This window comes from Shewanella morhuae (assembly GCF_003028295.1).
In the GTDB taxonomy this organism is placed as follows: domain Bacteria; phylum Pseudomonadota; class Gammaproteobacteria; order Enterobacterales; family Shewanellaceae; genus Shewanella; species Shewanella morhuae.
Genome location: NZ_PYSG01000002.1, coordinates 1,532,086 through 1,548,823 on the forward strand (window position 1 = coordinate 1,532,086; position 16,738 = coordinate 1,548,823).

At 44.3% G+C, this 16,738-nt stretch carries 20 protein-coding genes; 12 read left to right on the top strand and 8 right to left on the bottom strand.

Annotated features, from left to right (window positions below):
* Positions 1 to 96: 96 nt before the first annotated feature.
* From C9I43_RS07250 to astE, 4 genes are all read right to left on the bottom strand, one after another.
* Positions 97 to 1,695, bottom strand: a complete 1,599-nt coding sequence (locus tag C9I43_RS07250; protein WP_107882939.1) for a dihydrolipoyllysine-residue acetyltransferase — start codon at positions 1,693 to 1,695, stop codon at positions 97 to 99.
* Positions 1,696 to 1,704: 9 nt separating this feature from the next.
* Positions 1,705 to 2,682, bottom strand: coding sequence for an alpha-ketoacid dehydrogenase subunit beta (locus tag C9I43_RS07255; protein ID WP_076501515.1), 978 nt, complete (start codon positions 2,680 to 2,682; stop codon positions 1,705 to 1,707).
* A 3-nt stretch (positions 2,683 to 2,685) separates the two neighbouring features.
* Complete coding sequence (locus C9I43_RS07260; RefSeq protein WP_076501517.1) at positions 2,686 to 3,864, bottom strand: thiamine pyrophosphate-dependent dehydrogenase E1 component subunit alpha; 1,179 nt, start codon at positions 3,862 to 3,864, stop codon at positions 2,686 to 2,688.
* Positions 3,865 to 4,026: 162 nt separating this feature from the next.
* The gene (astE, locus tag C9I43_RS07265) at positions 4,027 to 5,061 is read right to left on the bottom strand and encodes a succinylglutamate desuccinylase (protein ID WP_076501519.1); all 1,035 of its coding nucleotides are present in this window, start codon (positions 5,059 to 5,061) and stop codon (positions 4,027 to 4,029) included.
* A gap of 313 nt (positions 5,062 to 5,374) precedes the next feature.
* Between astE and msrA the strand changes: the two genes are divergently transcribed.
* Positions 5,375 to 5,854 carry a peptide-methionine (S)-S-oxide reductase MsrA gene (gene msrA / locus C9I43_RS07270; RefSeq protein ID WP_107882941.1) on the top strand — a complete coding sequence of 160 codons (480 nt, stop codon included), beginning with the start codon at positions 5,375 to 5,377 and terminating at the stop codon, positions 5,852 to 5,854.
* 105 nt (positions 5,855 to 5,959) lie between these two features.
* On the opposite strand, the gene pgm is transcribed toward msrA, so the two are convergent.
* Complete coding sequence (pgm, locus tag C9I43_RS07275; RefSeq protein WP_107882943.1) at positions 5,960 to 7,612, bottom strand: phosphoglucomutase (alpha-D-glucose-1,6-bisphosphate-dependent); 1,653 nt, start codon at positions 7,610 to 7,612, stop codon at positions 5,960 to 5,962.
* Between the two features lie 66 nt (positions 7,613 to 7,678).
* The gene (gene seqA / locus C9I43_RS07280; RefSeq protein ID WP_107882945.1) at positions 7,679 to 8,224 is read right to left on the bottom strand and encodes a replication initiation negative regulator SeqA; all 546 of its coding nucleotides are present in this window, start codon (positions 8,222 to 8,224) and stop codon (positions 7,679 to 7,681) included.
* Positions 8,225 to 8,518: 294 nt separating this feature from the next.
* On the opposite strand from seqA, the gene C9I43_RS07285 reads away from it, so the two are divergent.
* The 11 genes from C9I43_RS07285 (at position 8,519) to C9I43_RS07335 (ending at position 14,863) form a co-directional block, all read left to right on the top strand.
* Positions 8,519 to 9,295, top strand: coding sequence for an alpha/beta fold hydrolase (locus tag C9I43_RS07285; RefSeq protein WP_107882946.1), 777 nt, complete (start codon positions 8,519 to 8,521; stop codon positions 9,293 to 9,295).
* 101 nt (positions 9,296 to 9,396) lie between these two features.
* Positions 9,397 to 9,618 (top strand): DUF2788 domain-containing protein, encoded by a 222-nt coding sequence (locus C9I43_RS07290; RefSeq protein ID WP_076501533.1) that lies wholly within the window; start codon positions 9,397 to 9,399, stop codon positions 9,616 to 9,618.
* 10 nt (positions 9,619 to 9,628) lie between these two features.
* Positions 9,629 to 9,901, top strand: coding sequence for a LexA regulated protein (ybfE, locus tag C9I43_RS07295; protein ID WP_076501535.1), 273 nt, complete (start codon positions 9,629 to 9,631; stop codon positions 9,899 to 9,901).
* 54 nt (positions 9,902 to 9,955) lie between these two features.
* Positions 9,956 to 10,483: a flavodoxin FldA gene (gene fldA, locus C9I43_RS07300; RefSeq protein WP_076501538.1), complete on the top strand. Its 528-nt coding sequence runs from the start codon at positions 9,956 to 9,958 to the stop codon at positions 10,481 to 10,483.
* A gap of 104 nt (positions 10,484 to 10,587) precedes the next feature.
* Positions 10,588 to 11,766, top strand: coding sequence for an elongation factor P maturation arginine rhamnosyltransferase EarP (gene earP / locus C9I43_RS07305; protein ID WP_107882948.1), 1,179 nt, complete (start codon positions 10,588 to 10,590; stop codon positions 11,764 to 11,766).
* Positions 11,767 to 11,811: 45 nt separating this feature from the next.
* Positions 11,812 to 12,372 carry an elongation factor P gene (gene efp, locus C9I43_RS07310; RefSeq protein ID WP_076501544.1) on the top strand — a complete coding sequence of 187 codons (561 nt, stop codon included), beginning with the start codon at positions 11,812 to 11,814 and terminating at the stop codon, positions 12,370 to 12,372.
* A gap of 192 nt (positions 12,373 to 12,564) precedes the next feature.
* Positions 12,565 to 13,227, top strand: a complete 663-nt coding sequence (locus C9I43_RS07315) for a glutathione S-transferase family protein (protein WP_107882950.1) — start codon at positions 12,565 to 12,567, stop codon at positions 13,225 to 13,227.
* A gap of 262 nt (positions 13,228 to 13,489) precedes the next feature.
* A complete protein-coding gene (gene tusD, locus C9I43_RS07320; protein ID WP_107882952.1) occupies positions 13,490 to 13,879 on the top strand; it encodes a sulfurtransferase complex subunit TusD in 390 nt (129 codons plus the stop codon).
* 14 nt (positions 13,880 to 13,893) lie between these two features.
* The gene (gene tusC, locus C9I43_RS07325) at positions 13,894 to 14,250 is read left to right on the top strand and encodes a sulfurtransferase complex subunit TusC (RefSeq protein ID WP_107882954.1); all 357 of its coding nucleotides are present in this window, start codon (positions 13,894 to 13,896) and stop codon (positions 14,248 to 14,250) included.
* The gene (gene tusB, locus C9I43_RS07330) at positions 14,250 to 14,531 is read left to right on the top strand and encodes a sulfurtransferase complex subunit TusB (RefSeq protein WP_107882956.1); all 282 of its coding nucleotides are present in this window, start codon (positions 14,250 to 14,252) and stop codon (positions 14,529 to 14,531) included. Before tusC ends, tusB begins: the two co-directional genes overlap by 1 nt.
* The gene (locus C9I43_RS07335; RefSeq protein ID WP_076501558.1) at positions 14,525 to 14,863 is read left to right on the top strand and encodes a TusE/DsrC/DsvC family sulfur relay protein; all 339 of its coding nucleotides are present in this window, start codon (positions 14,525 to 14,527) and stop codon (positions 14,861 to 14,863) included. The genes tusB and C9I43_RS07335 overlap by 7 nt, the downstream gene beginning before the upstream one ends.
* Before the next feature lie 444 nt (positions 14,864 to 15,307).
* Here the strand turns inward: C9I43_RS07335 and C9I43_RS19050 are convergent, their stop codons facing one another.
* Positions 15,308 to 15,430 carry a hypothetical protein gene (locus C9I43_RS19050; RefSeq protein WP_258191814.1) on the bottom strand — a complete coding sequence of 41 codons (123 nt, stop codon included), beginning with the start codon at positions 15,428 to 15,430 and terminating at the stop codon, positions 15,308 to 15,310.
* Positions 15,431 to 15,449: 19 nt separating this feature from the next.
* Positions 15,450 to 16,736 (bottom strand): serine--tRNA ligase, encoded by a 1,287-nt coding sequence (gene serS, locus C9I43_RS07340; protein WP_107882958.1) that lies wholly within the window; start codon positions 16,734 to 16,736, stop codon positions 15,450 to 15,452.
* Positions 16,737 to 16,738 lie beyond the last annotated feature (2 nt).

Here is a 16,738-nt window from a genome sequence, read left to right on the forward strand (position 1 = left end):
ACGTAATCGGGATCAAAAGATTAACCCATTTATGCAAAGCAAATTAAAAAGGACGCTTTAAAGCGTCCTTTTGTGTCAAATCTGCGTGCCAGTCACTTAACGCATCGCTAATAACATCTCTTGAGGCTGCTCAAGATACTGTTTCCACAGATTACAGAAGCGAGCGATAGTGCCACCATCGATAACGCGATGATCGCCAGACCAACTCACTTGCATAATCTGGCGGGCTTCGACTTCCCCTTTCGCGTTAAAGCGAGGCAAGGTTTGCAACTTACCTAAGGCGACAATCGCTACCTCAGGTTTATTGATGATAGGCGTCGCAACGGTACCACCTAAGGCGCCAATGTTAGAGATAGAAATCGTGCCGTCTTTTAGATCAGCCGGCGCCACACGGCCACTGCGGGCTGCTTGGGTCAGACGGGTAATTTCTGCCGCCACTTCTAAAATACTCTTATCCTGCACATCTTTAATGTTAGGCACTAAAAGACCGACTTTAGAATCCACCGCCATGCCGATGTTGTGACGAGACTTATAAGTCAATTCAGTGCAATCAGCATTGACTTGGCTATTCATCACAGGGAACTGGCTTAAGGCTAATGACATCGACTTCATGAAGAATGGCATCATGGTCAGCTTTACTTCATCGGACGAATACTTGACCTTCATGCTTTCACGCAGTGCGACTAAGTCTGTTAAATCAAACTCTTCGCAATAGGTAAAGTGTGGAATACTCGACACCGATTCCACCATCATGCGTGCCATCACCGCTTTTACGCCGCGAATAGGCTCAACCGTATCAACGCGTTGAGTTACTACAGACGCTGCAGCTGCAACTTGGGTTTGAGATGCTTGAGATGGCGCCTCTTTTACCTGAGCCACATTTGGAGCTGCAACAGCATTGCTCGAGCCCTGTTGCTGGAAGCGAGTGATGTCTTCCTTATAGACACGGCCGTGTTTTCCTGTACCAGATACTCGGCTTAAATCGATATCTAGGGAACGCGCCATCCGGCGAACTGCAGGGCTAGCTAAGGCTTTCCCCTGACGCGCGGGTTCTGCACTTGCAACCTGTGCTGTTGATGCTGCGTTAGCCACAGTATCGGTCGCTGCTGAGGCGTAGGCCTCAACTTCAATGGCATACAGAGGCGCATGCACTTTAGCGAGCTGACCTTTGCGATAATGCAGTTTGGCAATTTTACCCGCTTTTATGGCAGGAATTTGCACTAGCGCTTTATCGGTCATCACGTCGGCAATCGGTTGATCTTCCTCAACCATATCACCTTCGCTCACCAACCAGTCGACTAACTCACATTCAACAATACCTTCGCCAATATCCGGCAGTAAGAACTCTTCAATGCTCACGGATGCATTCCCAGCGGGCTCAGCAACCTTTGTCGCGACTTGCGCCACTGTAGATTGAGTAGCCGCAACTGACTCTTCATCTGCGATTTCAACGGCGCCTTCAATTTGTACGGCATAGAGCGGCGCATGCACTTTTGCAATCTCACCTTTCGCGTAATAGAGCTTAGTGACCACACCCGCAAAAGGTGCAGGGATTTGTACTAGCGCTTTGTCGGTCATGACATCGGCAATCGGTTGGTCTTCAACGACGGTGTCGCCTTCTTTAACCAACCATTCAACCAACTCACACTCAACCACACCTTCGCCAATATCCGGCAAAATAAAATCTTTAATCATACCGGACTCCTAAAAGGTCACTGATGCTTTGATGGCTTCAAAGGTTTTGAGCGCATCTGGCATGTATTCTTTTTCATGAATGAGTGGGTACGGGGTATCTAAACCACAAACGCGGCTAATAGGCGACTCAAGATATAAGAAGCATTCTTGCTGAATAGTCGCGGCAATTTCACCAGCAAAACCACCGGTTAGTGGCGCTTCATGATTGACCAACAAACGTCCGGTCTTTTTGACTGAATCGGCAACGGTATCGATATCCCAGGGTGACAAGGTACGTAAATCGATAATTTCGCAGAAGATACCCTCTTTAGCGGCCATATCAGCCGCTTTTTCCAGGATTTCCATTTGTGCGCCCCACGCTACTAAGGTGATATCTTTACCTTCGCGAACCACTTCTGCTTTACCCAGTTCGATTTCATAATCGCCAGCGGGTACTTCGCCAACTGATGCACGATATAAACGCTTAGGCTCAAAAAATATTATCGGGTTTTTATCACGAATTGACGCCAACAGCAGCCCTTTAGCTTGCTCTGGGTTACGTGGCACCACCACTTTTAATCCAGGTGTTTGGGTAAAATAGGCTTCAGGTGATTGCGAATGATAATGGCCGCCAGCGATGCCGCCGCCATAGGGCGTACGAAAAACTAAACCACCAACATCGAATTCATTGCCGCTGCGATAGCGAAACTTCGCCGTCTCGTTGACGATTTGATCAAACGCCGGAAAGATATAATCGGCAAATTGGATTTCAGCCACAGCCGTCATGCCATTTGAGGCTAAACCATTAGCAAAACCAGCAATACCTTGCTCTGTCAGCGGGGTATTAAAGCAGCGGTCGCGACCAAATTTTTCTTGTAGACCAGAAGTTGCGCGAAATACACCGCCGAAATGGCCCACATCTTCACCAAAAATCACCATGCGCTCATCGGCTTGCATAGCAATAGACAAGGCCTCATTCACGGCCTGTAACATATTCATTTCAGCCACGGCTTATAGTCTCCCTGCACTTTTTGGATAGGCTTGCGGATATTTTTTGATATGTTCTTTAAGATCGCTAAGTTGCTTTTTCAGCACCGGCGTTGGCTTGTCGTACACATCTTCAATAATTTCATCCAGCATAGGCACAGGAATTTTTTCAGCCACTTTTACCGCTGCTAATACTTCTTCGCGATATTTTTCATGTAGCTTCACATCATCCGCTTCGGCAAACCAACCTTTGTTGATAAGCCATAATTTGAAACGTTTCACCGGATCGTGTTGCTGCCACTTAGCTTCTTCATCTTTGGAGCGATAACCTGATGGGTCGTCTGAAGATGAATGGGCACCGAGGCGATAAGTCATCGCTTCAATCAATACGGGAGCATTATGCTCGATTGCATAAGCGCGCGCTTGTTGAGTCGCGGCCAGCACAGCCAGCATGTCATTACCGTCAACACGAATAGTATGCATGCCATAACCCACACCACGACTGGCAATACCATTACCAGCAAACTGCTCTTCAGTTGGCGTTGAAATGGCGTAGCCATTGTTACGGCAAAAGAAAATCACCGGGCATTTCAACACCGCGGCCATGTTTAGACCAGCATGAAAATCCCCTTCTGATGCGGCGCCTTCGCCAAAATAGCAAATAGCTACATTGCGTTTGCCCTGCATCTTTAAGCTATAGCCAACACCTGTTGCTTGTGGAATCTGCGTTGCTAATGGCGATGAGATCGTTTGATAGTGCAATGCTGCACTGCCGTAGTGAATGGGCATTTGGCGGCCTTTACCGAGATCTTTCTCGTTGCTGAACATCTGATTCATAAACTGTTCAGTGGTAAAGCCACGATAACGCAGCGCCGCATGTTCACGGTATTGCGCGAGGATCACGTCTTCTTGTTCAAGTGCGGCAACACTGCCGACAATCGCCGCTTCTTCACCCGTGCAGGTCATATAAAAGCTGATGCGTCCTTGACGCTGGGCACCTAACATACGTTCATCGAGAACCCGAGTGAACACACAGGTATCATAAATTTTGGTTGCTAAGGTTTCATCTATAATAGGCAAAACCGCGGTTTCATAAGTGGTGCCATCGGCTTGTAGAATTCGAAGGATAGGAATGTGAAGCGATGCCTTATCCAAGAAGCCGACTCGGTGCACTGTATCAGTGTTGAGTGTTGCTTTGCTCATATTGTGCTCTTGTTATCTCGTGACGCTCCAACGTGTTTGGTGCGCCTAATTTATACTAATATGCCGGACGGACATTACGTTAACGTAAACTACCTATCAACCATTGGCACAGTTCAAACTGTAAGTTATCACTACCTTGCATGTATATAATGCTTTACAAGCCTAACGTACGTGCGCATTAACCGCTGGAATTAAACAAATCACAGTGCGATTACCAATAGGCACCTTGGCATTAGGGAACACAATAGACTCAAACTCTTGTTCGACTTTAATGTCTTGCCCCCCTTCGCGTGCCAGTACAAAACCTTTAGGGAAAGATCTGAAATTTTCGACATCGGTTGCGAAGGTAAATTCAAAATCATCGGCATGTTTATTGATAACGCGGCATACTTGATACAGATTGACTTTATCTGCATCAAAATCAGTAAGTTCTAATGGCTTAGCCGTAATTAAACGCATAAACATTTCATGGGTGGCGATAAAGCGTGTCATGTCGTTTTGCCCCATGGGATACACTTTACCTAATTCAATAGTAAAGGCATCAGCGCCATAACGCTCAGAGGAAAAATAACTGAATGTGGTAGTCGGTTCGTGGTGAAAGAGTACAGTATCAACACCGCTTGCAGCTAAAAACATAATTTGCTCGCCACTAAAGGCACGCCCTGGACGATAGGGGTAAATAGCAAACTTTTCGTGTTTAGAGGCACGCATTGCGGTGTGTAAATCGTAATGAATACGTTGGCGTCCATCCGTTACCGAAGTATAAAATTTATCGACATAGGCTTCGAGTTTCTTTGCACGAATACGTTCGGGATTGATTAAACCAGGAGGATTTGAATGCTCGCCACTGAAAAGGCGATTCATATTTTCATCAATAATACGGGTACCATTATTGATGGCTAATGGGTTGCCAATAAGGAATAAAGTGCGCTGTTTGGCAATAATTTTTTGCTGTAGAAGCTGTGTAATTAAGCCATTACATAGCTCAATAGGTGCTGTTTCGTTACCATGAACTCCGCAGGATAGGACAATATCTTTACCTTCATTGTGGACTGGCTCAAAAACGATAACGCCGGTGTCCCACACTTCAACTTGAGTATGATCGCCTAACTTAAACGAAAACGTGCCATCAAATGTGTGTGGATTGGCTAAGGTTAACGCTAAAAAATCCTTCGAATCTAACAGAGCTTGTAACACAGAATTCTCCTTATAATGGTGTGCTAAAGATAAATGCCCAACGGGAATGATTAAGCCCGTTTAATTTTTGTCATGATACGGTTTGATTGAGGCAGGCATCCTTAAAAGCGCATCAATACTAACACAAGTATGAAAACCGTATCCTAGACATTCACGGCAAAAAAATGCTTGGTTATAAAAGGCAATAACGGCCAATACATTAGCTGAAGTCCAACCACTTGGGACTGAAATATTAAATTTAATCGCCCTACTTGCTTTTGATGAGTAGATTAATCACAATCTCAGCCATCTAGACATCTAATTGGTATTATCTATGGCATTAGCAACTTTTGGAGCCGGCTGTTTTTGGGGCGTTGAATATTTTTTTAGACAAGTTGAAGGCGTACTAAACGCCACAAGTGGTTATATGGGCGGTAAAAATACGGCAACGACTTATGAAGAAGTCAAAAAAGGCAACACTGGCCACGCCGAAGTGGTGCAAGTGGAATTTGACCCCACGATAGTCAGCTATGACGATTTACTCGAAGTTTTTTGGAAAAATCACAATCCTACCAGCCTTAATATGCAAGGTGGAGATATCGGCAATCAGTATCGCAGCACTATTTTCTTTCATGATCGCGAACAAAAAGCGGCCGCTGAAGCATCAAAACTGACCTTCGCCCGCTCGGGACGTTGGGGGTTACGCCACATTATGACTGAAATTGTTCCCTTGCAGCAATTTCATGTCGCGGAGGAATACCATCAAAATTATATTGATAACAATAACCTACCTAGTTGCCATATCGCCTACTAAGATACTTTCCTATTCAAAAAAAACGCACTCTATTATGAGTGCGTTTTTTGGATATTTTTATCGTTAGCCGTTACTGGCTTTTATCGACTAAGCATACTATCCATCTTAAGCGTTTAGCGCTTTATCAATTAACGCTTGCGCATCTTTGATGATATCGGCTAAATGTTGCTCGCTGATAAAACTCTCACCGTAGATCTTAAATAACGCTTCAGTGCCCGATGGGCGCGCCGCAAACCAACCATTAGCAGTGGTCACTTTAATGCCGCCAATGGCCGCATTATTGCCCGGAGCATGAGTTAATACGTTTTCAATTGCCTCCCCTGCAAGCACAGTGGCTTTTAAGGTGCCAGCATTCAATAACGCAAACTTGGCCTTGTTTTCAAGACTGATTGGGCTATCAATACGCTTATAAAAGCTTTGACCAAATTGCTTTACCAACTCTTCGTGACGCTGGCCAGGGGTTTTACCTGTAACAGCAAGTATTTCAGCGGCCAGTAAACCCAGAATAAAACCATCTTTATCGGTGCACCATGTAGTGCCATCACGGCGCAGAAATGCCGCGCCCGCGCTCTCTTCACCACCAAAAGCAATCGTGGCTTTGGCTAAACCATCAACAAACCATTTGAAGCCCACAGGCACTTCGAGTAATTTTTTGCCGTGGAAAGCACAGATTTTATCGATAAGCGCACTCGATACTAAGGTTTTACCTATGGCTAAGGTATCACTCCAATCTGGTCTGTGGGTGAGTAAATAATCTATGGCGACCGCTAAATAATGATTGGGATCCATCAAACCAGTGCCTGGGCACACAATGCCGTGGCGGTCATAATCTGGATCGTTACCCAGACATAAATCAAAGGATTCTTTATGGGCAAGTAAACCAGCCATCGCATAGGGAGACGAGCAATCCATGCGGATTTTGCCGTCTTTATCCAATGGCATAAAGCTAAAACTTGGGTCCACTTTATCATTAACTAAGGTGATATCGAGCCTATAGCGCGCTGCAATAGGTGCCCAATAATGGATACCTGAGCCGCCAAGCGGGTCAACACCAATACGAATTTTAGCTTTAGCAATCGCTTGCATATCGATAACGTTTTCTAAGTCAGCTACATACGGGCTAATTAAATCAATGGCTTTTATATAACCTGAAGTGAGTGCATCGGCATAGGTGAGTTTATGCACACCAGCTAACTGCTGATTAAGATACTCATTCGCGCGCGATTCAATCCAAGCAGTAATATTGCCTTCCGCCGGACCGCCATGGGGCGGGTTGTACTTAATACCACCATCCTGTGGCGGATTGTGTGATGGCGTAATGATCAGTCCATCAGACAACCCCGCGCCTGTGATATTGGCTGCACGATTAGCACCAATCACGCCGTGGGAAACCACTGGCGTTGGCGTAAACCCATCATGTTGCTGAATATGCACAGTCACTTTGTTTGCAGCTAGCACTTCAATAGCCGATAAATAAGCGGCGTAGGATAACGCATGAGTATCAATCCCAAGGATTAACGGTCCATCAATATTCTCTGATTGGCGATAATCCACCACAGCTTGGGTAATAGCCCAAATGTGCTGCTGGTTAAAACTGCCGTTAAAGGCGCAGCCTCTGTGCCCAGATGTGCCAAAGGTGACACATTGTTGCACGTCAGCCATATTTGGCATGATGGCGTAATAATGACTCATCAGTTTCGGAATATTAACCAGATCCGTCTGATTAGCGATTTGTCCTGCCCGTTGATGTATTGCCACCTGTGGCTCTCCTGCACTCAATTACAGTGAAAATTAATTTAATATCAAACACTAAACGTAAATGACTTATAAACGCTCAGCAATACCCGCGGCAATGCTCGCATCACAACCAAACTGCACTAACACTTCGGATAAAATGGTGCGTTTTTTAGCAGTATTATTATTACTCGTGACCCAAAAACCACTGCTACCGATTTCTTTAGGGTTAGCCGAGGCGCTCGCTTCAAGCAACTGCTCTTTAGAGCGGGCAAAATATAAACGATCGCGGCCTTGTATCTGCAAAATTTGCGAAAACTGCGCTGGGGCTAATTGATACAAACTGTCGAGCAAAAATAGAAACCGCCCTACTGCGCCTTTTTGTTGGGATAACTGATGCTCATTAACTAATGCGCTGAAATCATTAACCACTGGCGTTACGGCTTTTACTACAACAGGCTGAACAGGTTCAGCCTCTAAACTGGGTTGGCTTATCGCCAAAGGCTGAGGTGCTTCAATCGCAGCAAAGGACAAGCCGAGTAATCGACGCAAGATGTCTGAGGCGCTCTCGCCAATTCGTTCTGTTTTGCTGGCAATGTGACGATAGAGATCTTCATCTACTTCGATATATTTCATGACCTTCATTATCCTTTGTTATTCGACAGGCTTAACCGAAAAAATTGTACCACAGCGATCGGGACAGATCATTGCGATCTGCACCAGTGTATCTATCTCTATCAATCTGATAAAGCGCCATTATTCTAAAAATGCACTAAACAGCACAGCAAACTAGCAGATAATGGGCAATTGCTGAAAAAGCAGACAAGTTAGCCATCGTAAAGGCATTGCTAAGCAGAGCTGACTTGTCAAGCTAAGTGCATTAAGGGCACAATTCGCGCCATAATCCGCAAAAATCCCACAGGAATCACCATGAATTTTGTTTCCACAGGCCAAGGAAGCGCAGTCCTTTTGATCCACGGCTTGTTTGGCAATCTAGATAACCTCAAAAGTCTAGGGCAAACATTAGAAACGCATCATCAAGTGATCCGCGTAGATGTGCCTAATCACGGTTTAAGCGAACATTGGCAGCAAATGGATTACCCTAGCCTCGCCCATGCCATGGCAGGCTTACTCGATGAACTTGACATAGAACGCGCCCATATTGTGGGTCACTCTATGGGCGGGAAAATAGCTATGGCAACGGCGTTGACCTTTCCTGAGCGTATTATCACTATGGTGGCGGCAGATATCGCGCCCGTTGCCTATGAGCCAAGGCACGATATCGTATTTGCGGCACTAGAAAGCCTGCCCTTAGAAAGCCACACTGACAGACGTTTTGCCCTAAACCACTTAATCACTCAGGGTGTTGACGAAGCCACGGCGCAATTTTTACTGAAGAATTTACAGCGCACCGACACGGGCTTTCGCTGGAAACTAAACTTAAATGGCTTAAAAGATTGTTATCCTCATATTATTGGCTGGTACAATCAGAACCCCAATCCCTCACAAGTTTATGCAGGTCCGAGCCTATTTATTCGCGGCGGTGATTCTAACTATGTAACGAGTGAACATAGAGCGGCGATTATGAGTCAGTTCCCTGCTGCACAGGCGAAAACGCTTGAAGGATGTGGCCATTGGTTACATGCACAAAAACCCGCCATATTTAATCGGATTGTGTCTGAATTTATAGACAAACATACAGAGTAAATACACATAATAGTTGACTTAAAGCCTATGGCAGCCGTCATCTTGATGTGATATATTCGCGCCTCTTTTGGCCTTCGAACACTCTCAAGGACTAAGAAACTATGTTAACTCAGTACATGGAACAAATTGAAACCATTGGTCTTAACCTGTTTTTTGCCTCGATATTTTTCTTTATCGGCATGGCCATCAACGATGTGCTCAAGCAAGGTAATGTACCTAAATTTGGTCGATTTATTGTTTGGTTAGTGTTATTTCTCGGCTGCGCCGGGTTTATTGTAAAAGGTATTATCCAGATCACTTGGGAAGGCTCAGGGATCGGTTAACAATAACAACATGGCAAAAGAAGCAACAGACAGAACCACCATTGACCTTTTTGCCAATGACAAACGTCGGGGCCGCCCAAGAAGCAATCCTTTGTCCCGCAGTCAACAGCTTAAGGTCAACAAACGCAATCAAATCCAGCGCGATAAAGCTAACGGATTAAAGCGAATAGAGTTAAAGGTGTCACAAGATTTATATGACGCCTTGAATGAACAGGCATTGGCCAGTAACATCAGCCGTAGCCAGTTAATCGAATTCATTCTTCAGCAGCAAATTGAGTGCTGAATGAGTACCAGCAAGATTAACCTAATAAGTGAACTAGACATTAAAGGATAGACAATGGCAACTGTAGGTCTTTTTTTCGGTAGCGACACAGGTAACACCGAAGCTGTAGCCAAGATGATCCAGAAAAAACTGGGTAAAAAAATGGTTGAGGTGAAAGATATCGCCAAAAGTACCAAAGAACAGATCGCAGAGTATGATTTGCTGCTGTTCGGCATCCCGACCTGGTATTACGGCGAAGCTCAATGTGATTGGGACGATTTCTTCCCTGAATTAGAGCAGATTGATTTTACTGACAAACTTGTCGCTATTTTTGGTTGTGGTGATCAAGAAGACTACGCTGAGTATTTCCTTGATGCCATGGGCATGGTGGGCGATATCGTTCAGGCGCGTGGCGGTATCATCATCGGTCATTGGCCAACAGCAAGCTACAACTTCGAAGCCTCTAAAGGTCAAGTTGATGACGAGCACTTTATTGGTTTAGGTATCGACGAAGATCGTCAGCCAGAACTAACCGAAGAGCGAGTTGATGCTTGGGTTAAGCAAATCTATGAAGAAATGTGTCTAGCTGAATTAGAAGATTAATTTTCTAATGATTTGAATAAAGCGGCCTTTACGCCGCTTTTTTTATGCATTTATTTTTGTGCATAAAAAATTATTTCACCACTGAATAACAACATACCCAACTTATGATCAATATGCCCCGCGCTAACCATTGGGATATTTTTTGCTCCGTCGTCGATAACTACGGCGATATCGGCGTGACTTGGCGTTTAGCCAAACAAATGGCTAATGAGTACCACATTCCGGTTAATTTGTGGGTCGACGACCTCGCAAGCTTCTCGCACATATTACCGACACTCGATCCACTAAAAACCGCTCAAAGCTTCAATGGTGTGAATATTATTCATTGGATTAAGCCTTTACCTATAGAGTTTGTCGCAGGAGAAGTACTCATCGAAGCCTTTGCCTGTGAATTACCCGAACAGGTAAAAGAACTGCTAGTTCATTTACATCAGAACGATCCCAAGTCTGTACCTATCTGGCTGAATTTAGAGTATTTAAGCGCAGAGGATTGGGTCGAAGGCTGCCATGGTTTACCTTCATTACAAGCCAATGGTCTAAAAAAGTATTTTTACTTTCCTGGCTTTGGCGCAAAAACCGGTGGGCTCATCTGCGAGCAAGATTTGTTTGCCGAGCGCGATACTTGGCAAGCCGACACGGCCAATAAGTTACAGCTTTTTAGTCAGCTAGGTCTTAAGGGGATTGAGGCTCAAGATACTGTAATTAGCATCTTTAGCTATGAGACTGAGGCTCTGCCGGCGCTATGCGAGTTGTGGCAGCAATCGGCCGAGAAAATCCATGCGTTGATCCCCAAAGGGCGTAGCTTAAATAGTCTGACACATTTATTGCCCTGTGATATTGCCGCGCTAGTGCCGGGTCAACAGGTAAAACATGGCAATTTAACCCTACACATCTTACCCATGACAAACCAACAGAGCTTTGATCGGCTACTTTGGAGCTGTGATATTAATATTGTGCGCGGCGAAGATTCATTTATGCGAGCACAATGGGCTGCAAAACCTTTCATTTGGCATATTTATCCGCAAGAAGATGATTATCACATGGTAAAATTAGAAGCTTTTCTCAAAATTTACTGCGATAATCTCGCCCCTGAAATTGCCGAAAATTGGTCTAAATTGAATTTCGCATTTAACCAAGCACAGCAATCAGCTGTAAACCTTCATTGGCAAAACCTTAATCTTGTTAGTTTGCCCTTGTTGCAACATGTTAAACAATGGCCAATTAATGCAATAAATGCCGCAGATCTTGCAACTCGACTAGTTCAGTTCGTTAAAAACAGCTAAGATACTGCGCGATAACAGAAAAATCTACATATAGGAAATACTGTAATGAAAACTGCTCATGAAATCCGTCCTGGTAACGTGATCATGTTAGATGGCAGCCCATGGGTTGTGCAGAAAACTGAAACAACTCGTTCTGGCCGTAACGCTGCTATCGTTAAGTTAAAGTTAAAAAACTTATTACTTAACTCTGGTACTGAAACGACGTTTAAAGGTGAAGATAAGTTAGAAGACATCGTTTTAGATCGTCTAGATTGTACTTATTCTTACTTTGCAGATCCTATGTATGTATTTATGGATGCAGAGTACAACCAGTACGACGTAGAAGCTGAAAACTTAGGTGATGCAGCGAATTACATCGTTGATGGTATGGAAGAAACTTGCCAAGTAACTTTCTACGATGGCAAAGCTATTTCTGTTGAAATGCCAACTACAGTCGTGCGTGAAGTAATCTATGCAGAGCCTTCAGCTCGTGGTGATACTTCAGGTAAAGTGATGAAGCCTGCGACTATCACTGGCGGCGGCAAGGTTAACGTTGCTGATTTCGTGAAAGTAGGCGACAAGATTGAAATTGATACTCGTACTGGCGAATTCAAGAAGCGCGTGTAATCGCCGTTCTCGTTTCCAGCAAAAAGCCAGTGCTTGCACTGGCTTTTTTGTGGCTGTGTTTTTGTAGTCGATGATTAAGTAATCGTCATCATATGTGGTAAACACATCATCTAAGGCCATACTCTGCACAGTTAAGATATAGTAAGTTGCACTTACATAATGCATTTCTCTTAAACGAGTTAAGGATCCACAATGAATCTCACCGTCTATGGCGTTCCACTTTCCCCCTATGTGCGCAAACTTCGTTTATGCTTGGCAGAGAAAGCACTTGATTATCAACTGGTCATGGTATTGCCCTTTGATCAACCCGCTTGGTTTAAAGATCTCAATCCTTTGGGTCGTATTCCTGCAATGACAGATGGCGACCTTACTTTGGCTGATTCCAGCGTGATCTGCCAATATCTTGAGGACAAGTATAACAACCTTAAGCCGTTGCTCGGACAAACCGCAGAGCAGCATGCCAAGGTGCGCTGGTTAGAAAAATATGCCGATTATGAGTTGGCGCCACTGACCACTTTTATGCTATTTCAACAACGCATCATTAATCCAAGCATGGGTCAGCATTGTAATGAAGATATTGTACAATCAGTTTTAAGCCAAAAACTCCCTGTGCACTTTGATTATCTGGAGCAAAGTTTAGGCAGTGCTGAGTTTTTTGTCGGTGGCAGCTTAAGTCTTGCCGATCTGGCATTTGCTTCTCAAATGGTCAATATGGAACACGCTGGAGAACAACTCGATGCAAAGCGTTGGCCAAATCTGTTTAGTCTTTATAGCCGTATTAAAGCACGGCCTTCACTGCAGAACCTCTTAGCGGGCGAGCAAGAAATATTGACTTCAATGAAACCTGTCAAATAAGACTGTGATCAATGCAGTGTCTGTTTATTTTATTATTAAAACTGTCGTAGACTGCGCACTCTAGAGACGGCATTAATCATCGTTTAATGCTAAAGATAATGGCTGGGCTGATTATCTATCCATTGATGGATAACAAACCATAACGCTGTATGGCTCGCCCAACGTTGCAGTCATTACCCATTAAACCGTGTGCAGGTTACTTAGGATTTTTAGCTTAACTTGCGTTAGAATAGCCTTACTTTTCAGGCCATTTTTATTTTAAATGAGCAAATTTATTATCCAAGTGAACGGGCCCGCTTATGGCACGTCATCGAGCATCAATGCTTTGTGTTTTACTCAGGCAGCCATTGCGGCTGGGCATCAGGTTATCTGTGTATTTTTTTATCAAGATGGTGTCTATAATTCTACCGATTTAAACTTACCCGCCGCCGACGAAAACAATGTCATTAGTGACTGGAAACAACTTGCAGAAGCTCACCAAGTTCCCTTAGTTAACTGTGTTTCCGCAGCACTGCGCCGTGGAATTATTAGTGAGCAAGATGCCGACGAGAATGGCTTAAGCCACTGGAATGTAGGTAAGTCATTCATTATGGGTGGTTTAGGTGAACTTATCACAGGCATTGAATCAGCCGATCGTTTGATCAGCTTTTAACTCTCTGGGTCGCTATGAAAAAATTGTGTATCTTATTTCGCTGCTCACCACACGGCAGTGTTCGTGGCCGCGAGGGCTTAGATCTTGCTCTTTTGAGTGCTAGTTTTGAGCAAGAAGTCAGTTTAGTCTTTGTTGATGAAGGCGTACTACATTTGATTAAAAATCAACAGCCTGAGCTTATTGGCGCAAAAGATTATATTTCGACCTTTAAAGCTTTGCCACTGTACGATATCGAGTCGGTAATGGTGTGCAAACAATCATTAACCGATTACGGCTTAAGCCATAGCTTATTGTCCATTCCTGTCACTATTGTCAACGATGAAACCATAGCGGCTCACTTAAACGCAGTGGATGAGGTCTTAGTATTCTGATGATATTGCACCATATTCAAACATCGCCCAGCCGCGATAACGCCTTAAAACTGTGTTTACGTTACGCCTGTAAGGAAGATGCCATATTATTATCGAGCGATGGCGTTAACGCCCTTTTACTCCGCCAATGGACAATGGCCTTATCACCTTTCAAGCTGATGGTATTAAAAGACGATGTGATTGCTCGTGGTTTATTGGAGCGGTTTAAAAATGTCAGTCTTATCGATTACAATGAGTTTGTGATTCAAGCATTACGATACAATAAGGTGATAACGTGGTGAGTTCATTGCAATTTAATGGTATTCAAATCGACCGTGACCATCAAGGCTATTTAAAAAGTATTAACGATTGGCAACCGGATATGGCTTTACTGTTAGCGGCAGAAGAACAAATCATACTTACGCCCGCCCATTGGGAAGTGATTAATTTTGTTCGTGATTTTTATCTTGAATACAAAACCAGCCCTGCTATTCGCGTATTAGTTAAAGCCATTGGTCAAACCTTAGGGAGTGACAAAGGCAATTCAAAATACTTATATACCTTGTTCCCACTTGGACCGGCTAAACAAGCAACTAAAATTGCTGGCCTGCCAAAACCGGCGAAATGCATTTAACCAGAACGAGTAATAGTGCAGTAATAACAAACCAATTAGTTGTTTAATTGCCGAGTATTGCATGCACTTCGGAGTTTAATTCTGCTTTATACCAATCGTATTAAATATCTGTTCATTCAGCGGGAGTTCAACGCGCTTTAGACAAGGCAAAGGCTTGAAGGCATAGTGGTGCTCTGTCGAAAGCCTTAAACGCAGTATAAAGCGCGTTGAAACCCGCCCTTCGGGAGCCTCACAGGCATCCCACTCCTGTGTTGCATTGACTTAAAAGGGAATAACCATTTCTGCATCAATGCGCCTCGGATTGAAATGCCTGTGAGGCTCTGAACTGATTAGATAGTTAATGTGACTGGTATTAAACCCGAATAAGTTATAGCGACATAAGTGTTAACAAAAAGGCATGTTCCTAAGGGAGCATGCCTTTTTTATTTGAGCAAAAAAATAAACTTAACTGATATTTTCTAACACAACCCAGAAGGCTTCGCCTATGGTCGCCAACATCACAGCAAAAAACGCAGCAATGACTACAGTATAGGAAAGCCAACGGAAATAGCGCTGGCTTTTATCCATGGTGTTATTTTGTGTTCCGTTAGCCTATTTGAGTTAACCCGCCCATATAAGGACGTAATACTTCAGGGACGGTAATACTGCCATCGGCATTTTGATAGTTTTCTAAAATAGCCACCAAAGTACGTCCCACTGCTAAACCAGAACCATTTAAGGTATGCAGCAATGCTGGTTTATTGTCAGCTTTCACACGGTAACGTGCCTGCATACGACGCGCTTGGAAATCCTTCATATTTGAACAAGAAGAAATTTCTCGGTAAGTATCTTGTGCCGGTAACCACACTTCGATGTCGTAGGTTTTACTAGAGCCAAAACCCATATCGCCAGTGCATAAAACCACTGTACGATACGGCAAGCCTAAGCGTTGTAATACCGTTTCAGCATGGCCTGTCAGCGCTTCGAGCGCCGCCATAGAATCTTCAGGTTTAACGATTTGCACCATTTCAACTTTATCAAACTGATGCTGACGGATTAAACCACGGGTATCTTTACCGTACGAACCCGCTTCACTACGAAAACAAGCTGTTTGCGCAGTTAACTTAATTGGTAGTTCATCTTCATCAACAATCGTATCGCGTACGAGGTTGGTTAGCGGAACTTCAGCCGTTGGGATAAGGCTCAAGCCTTGGCCTTCTTCGGTAGCAGGTTTAGTGTGGAACAAGTCTTCACCAAACTTAGGCAATTGACCCGTACCAAGCAAGCTTGCCTCATTAACCAGTAATGGCACATAGGCTTCGGTATAACCGTGCTCAGTGGTGTGCAAGTCCAACATAAATTGACCAATGGCACGGTTTAAGCGCGCCACTTGGCCCTTCATCACGATAAAACGGGAACCGGTAATTTTCACAGCATTTTTAAAATCTAAACCATTTAGGCCTTCGCCTAAATCGATATGATCTTTAATGGGGAAATCAAACGTGCGCGGCGTACCCCAGCGGCGAACTTCAACGTTCTGTGTTTCATCGGCGCCAATGGGCGCAGATTCATCTGGCAGATTTGGCATTGACATGGCAATGGCATTCACTTCTTCAAGCACTGCGGCCAATTCAATCTTTTTAGCATCCAGCTGTGAACCTAAATCGCCCACTTGCGCCATGATCGCCTCAGTATCTTCACCACGGGCTTTAGCTTGGCCAATGGATTTAGAGATGGCGTTACGCGACGCTTGTAATTCTTCGGTAGCCACTTGCAGTGACTTACGTTTTTCTTCTAGTTGAGTGAGATGAGCGATATCTAAAATAAAGCCACGAGTGGCCAGTCGCTCAGCGGTAACGTCTAATTCGTTGCGTAAAAATTTAGGATCTAGCATGT

Excerpts from the sequence above, each read along its gene's own strand:
- C9I43_RS07250 (WP_107882939.1), bottom strand. The coding sequence starts at position 1,695 with ATGATTAAAGATTTTATTTTGCCGGATATTGGCGAAGGTGTGGTTGAG.
- C9I43_RS07260 (WP_076501517.1), bottom strand. The coding sequence starts at position 3,864 with ATGAGCAAAGCAACACTCAACACTGATACAGTGCACCGAGTCGGCTTC.
- msrA (WP_107882941.1), top strand. The coding sequence starts at position 5,375 with ATGGCATTAGCAACTTTTGGAGCCGGCTGTTTTTGGGGCGTTGAATAT.
- seqA (WP_107882945.1), bottom strand. The coding sequence starts at position 8,224 with ATGAAATATATCGAAGTAGATGAAGATCTCTATCGTCACATTGCCAGC.
- C9I43_RS07285 (WP_107882946.1), top strand. The coding sequence starts at position 8,519 with ATGAATTTTGTTTCCACAGGCCAAGGAAGCGCAGTCCTTTTGATCCAC.
- C9I43_RS07290 (WP_076501533.1), top strand. The coding sequence starts at position 9,397 with ATGTTAACTCAGTACATGGAACAAATTGAAACCATTGGTCTTAACCTG.
- ybfE (WP_076501535.1), top strand. The coding sequence starts at position 9,629 with ATGGCAAAAGAAGCAACAGACAGAACCACCATTGACCTTTTTGCCAAT.
- fldA (WP_076501538.1), top strand. The coding sequence starts at position 9,956 with ATGGCAACTGTAGGTCTTTTTTTCGGTAGCGACACAGGTAACACCGAA.
- earP (WP_107882948.1), top strand. The coding sequence starts at position 10,588 with ATGATCAATATGCCCCGCGCTAACCATTGGGATATTTTTTGCTCCGTC.
- efp (WP_076501544.1), top strand. The coding sequence starts at position 11,812 with ATGAAAACTGCTCATGAAATCCGTCCTGGTAACGTGATCATGTTAGAT.
- C9I43_RS07315 (WP_107882950.1), top strand. The coding sequence starts at position 12,565 with ATGAATCTCACCGTCTATGGCGTTCCACTTTCCCCCTATGTGCGCAAA.
- tusD (WP_107882952.1), top strand. The coding sequence starts at position 13,490 with ATGAGCAAATTTATTATCCAAGTGAACGGGCCCGCTTATGGCACGTCA.
- tusC (WP_107882954.1), top strand. The coding sequence starts at position 13,894 with ATGAAAAAATTGTGTATCTTATTTCGCTGCTCACCACACGGCAGTGTT.
- tusB (WP_107882956.1), top strand. The coding sequence starts at position 14,250 with ATGATATTGCACCATATTCAAACATCGCCCAGCCGCGATAACGCCTTA.
- C9I43_RS19050 (WP_258191814.1), bottom strand. The coding sequence starts at position 15,430 with ATGGATAAAAGCCAGCGCTATTTCCGTTGGCTTTCCTATACTGTAGTC.
- serS (WP_107882958.1), bottom strand. The coding sequence starts at position 16,736 with ATGCTAGATCCTAAATTTTTACGCAACGAATTAGACGTTACCGCTGAG.